This is a genomic window from Tissierellales bacterium, assembly GCA_025210965.1.
Classification (GTDB): Bacteria; Bacillota; Clostridia; order Tissierellales; family JAOAQY01; genus JAOAQY01.
On sequence record JAOAQY010000121.1, the window covers coordinates 1 to 3,270 of the forward strand.

The 3,270-nt window shown below is 29.7% G+C and carries 4 protein-coding genes; 1 reads left to right on the top strand and 3 read right to left on the bottom strand.

What is annotated here, in order from left to right; all coding sequences use genetic code 11:
- Nucleotides 1-523 precede the first annotated feature (523 nt).
- The 3 genes from N4A40_09210 to N4A40_09220 all read right to left on the bottom strand — a co-directional run bounded on the left by N4A40_09210 (nucleotide 524) and on the right by N4A40_09220 (nucleotide 2,574).
- On the bottom strand, nucleotides 524-1,102 hold the full coding sequence (locus N4A40_09210) for a hypothetical protein (protein ID MCT4662024.1): 579 nt from the start codon (nucleotides 1,100-1,102) through the stop codon (nucleotides 524-526).
- 178 nt (nucleotides 1,103-1,280) lie between these two features.
- Entirely contained in the window at nucleotides 1,281-1,820 is a 540-nt protein-coding gene (locus N4A40_09215) for a 2'-5' RNA ligase family protein (GenBank protein ID MCT4662025.1), read from the bottom strand.
- Nucleotides 1,821-2,091: 271 nt separating this feature from the next.
- Complete coding sequence (locus N4A40_09220) at nucleotides 2,092-2,574, bottom strand: hypothetical protein (GenBank protein MCT4662026.1); 483 nt, start codon at nucleotides 2,572-2,574, stop codon at nucleotides 2,092-2,094.
- 229 nt (nucleotides 2,575-2,803) lie between these two features.
- Between N4A40_09220 and N4A40_09225 the strand changes: the two genes are divergently transcribed.
- The coding region (locus N4A40_09225; protein ID MCT4662027.1) for an ECF transporter S component at nucleotides 2,804-3,270 on the top strand (467 nt) is incomplete at its 3' end.

Genomic DNA, 3,270 nt, shown 5'->3' on the forward strand with positions numbered 1-3,270 from the left:
ATTTGAACTGGGAATCTATCAGTTCTATAGAAGAAATAGATAAAATTAAAAATCTAGTTGCAATAAGTCTTCCAGATAGTAGTATTAAAGATTTAAGTCCTCTAAAGAATTTAAGTAGTCTAATAGCTCTTAATTTAAGTGCAACAAACTAGTTGATATATCTGATTTGAAGGATATTACTTCTCTCCAAATTTTAATTTTAAATAATAACAAATTGAATGATTCAATCATCCAAACACTTAAATCTATGTCTCAACTATATTATCTAGATTTAAGAAATAACAATGACATATCTGACTACAAATCTATAACTGATTTAGACATAGATAATTTATTTATAAAATCAAAATAAAAATATTCAGACTTTTCCACACAAAAACAAAAAACTGTTGATAAGTTTCTCGAGTTTTCTGAAACTTATCAACAGTTTTACTATTTTAATTCACATTTTGTCTGTTTTTGTGCACCACGTTTAAAAAGTGGTGCTTTATCATTATAGCAAGTTTTCGTTTAAATTTCAACGTTAGATGCTATCTTTGTATTTTATATGCTCTAATTTTTTCGATAAAAATGTTTCTATTTTCTCCATTTCATAATTTTTCACACTATATGCAACTATATATATTTGATTTGTATTTAGCTTTGGATTATATCTCCAGCTTTCTAGCATAAACTCCAATCTATAAGAATCGTTTTTATTCGGATCCTTAACCCACGTATAGCCTTCCATATCGCAATATGGTATAATTCTAGCTCCTGTAAATATACCATCCTCTGTCAAATGGTACAAAAGTAAACTTCTAATACCAAAAATTCCTATTCCTAAAATCAACACAGCAAAAACTGTTATAAAACTGATTCCATATTCACTTACTCTATATTGCTCATAGTACAGAAAATATGTATTCCAAAATACCAAAACAACTATCAAAATTATTCTAGATATTTCTATTCTCCTCACTCTAAATTTTAGGAATTTATTTCCTAATACTAGGTTATACATTAGAGAACTCACTGTCGATATATTTATCAACGCCATAACAAAAATAAACGCCATTTCCCACTCTCTCAAATACATTCTATTGATCTCTATCAGATTCATAAGCTCACCCTTTACAAAAAGCTTTAAATTTTCATTCAATTTTATCCTTTACAACATGATTATACATCCTGTTAATTTAGTTGTAAAGGTATTATGAAAATTAGCTAAAAATGTAAAAAATGTTTTTTCTAGCTCAAGCAGTTCTTAAAAATTGAAACCACTCCGATTCAACTCAAGTCTAAAACAAAAATTCGCCTTCAATTATAGACTCTTCATTTTCTCCAATTCGCTCCATAACCAATCTATCTACTTCTATCTCAAATATGTCTTCTTTAGTTTTGAGTTCTTCATATGCTTTGTCCATTTCACACTTTGTTTTGAATCTACCTACTGTCATATGCGGTTTATACGTTTTTTCTTTAGTCCAGCATGTAGCATAATCACTGAACAATCCTTCGTGCAATTTATAATGTAAGCTCTCTATAGCGTCATTTCCATCTACTACTTTCAAAAACATATAATATCCAAAGCAATCAACTGCTTCAAAGCCCTGCATCTTCAACTTAAATTTTTTTGTTCCTTGAAGTCTCAAATTCACTTCTTCCTTCAATACATCTAATTCTTTATCTGTTTCAAATGGAAATATAAGCGTGATGTGAGGTTCTACTAGTCCATATAGGAAATCAAATCTTGATCTCACAGCCTCTATCTTTGATTGATTTTCAAATTTGGGAAATATATGTACTGCTATAGTTTTCTTCTTTTTATGCTCTGACATCTTGACCACTCCTATCTTTATTAAATATTGCTTCACAATATATTTTGATATTTTATCACACTATATGACTTTTGTAAATATTTACTATCTAATCAAAACTTTCAGACTTTTCCGCACAAAAACAAAAAACCTGTTGATAAATTCCGTGAGTTTTCTGAAACTTATCAACAGGTTTACTATTTTAATTCACATTTTGTCTGCCTTTATGCACCACGTTTAAAAAGTGGAACTTTATTATTATAGCAAGTTTTCGTTTAAATTTCAACGAAAATTACCCCAAAAATTTTCTAAATTCCATCTCAAAATTTTCATCAGATGAATTCTCATCATAGTCTGTTGGGATTTCAAATGTCTTAAATTCTATATTCATACTTTGAAGTATTTCAAATATCTCTTCCATGTATATCCCCATATTGCCACTTATGCTACATGTAGGACTGTGATTTATTCCCACTATTCCTATAAACTCATATCCCGATTCTATGTATTTTTGCAAATCTTCACAAATTGAGTTAAATAGCTTGCGGCAAAGATTCCTATAGTCATTGCTATCATATTCCTCTTTGCTCATTGGTTTTCTATCTAAGCCTAAATACTTAAACTCTGGGCATGGCAATTGTATAATTCCTACGCCCTCTTCTAGTATAATCTTTGATATAGGAAATGCGCCTTTTGCCCTAGCAAGCGGCTTTACTACCGAGTTTTGATTCAATATACAATGACTTACCATAACTATTCTTTTGCTTCTTTTCATGATATCTTCTCCCTTTACCATTATATGTATTCTGTGTTTTCAAGCGGATTAATTACCCAGTATTATTTTTTTCTCAAATTAAAAATATAACATAAATGAAATCTCTTGACAGTTATTATAAAAAATTCAAATAGCTATATTTTTTTTATTCAAATAATCAATTGGGTTCAAATAATTATTTGATATATAATACTGATTGTCATTGAAATAATAATGCTAGGAGGTAATTATGAAAAACAACAAAACATTTATGATGATCATGTGCGCCATAGCTATTGCAATGAATATAGTTCTCGGAATATTTGCTAGTAGCCTCAAACTTCCAATATTTTTGGATGTAATAGGCACAATTTTTATAGCAGTTTATTTTGGACCTATGTACGGTGCTACAGTCGGTGGACTTACAAATCTCATTACAGGAGTAATATTCAGTCCACGTGATATCCCATTTTTACTCGTAAATGTAAGTGTTGGTTTGATAGTTGGATTTATAGCTAAAAAATACAAATTCAATTTTAAAACTGCAATAGTTACAGGTATTATTCTGAGCATCGTTTGTCCACTCATAGGTACACCGATCGGAATATGGATTTATGGTGGATTGACTGGTACTGGAACTGATTTTCTATTTGTATGGCTGCAACAAGTCGGCCATAGTATATTTGTGTCATCCTTTATCGCAAAAATCACAAGCAA

Bases quoted from the DNA above. Each gene is read 5' to 3' on its own strand.
- N4A40_09210 (MCT4662024.1), bottom strand. From the start codon at position 1,102: ATGAATCTGATAGAGATCAATAGAATGTATTTGAGAGAGTGGGAAATG.
- N4A40_09215 (MCT4662025.1), bottom strand. From the start codon at position 1,820: ATGTCAGAGCATAAAAAGAAGAAAACTATAGCAGTACATATATTTCCC.
- N4A40_09220 (MCT4662026.1), bottom strand. From the start codon at position 2,574: ATGAAAAGAAGCAAAAGAATAGTTATGGTAAGTCATTGTATATTGAAT.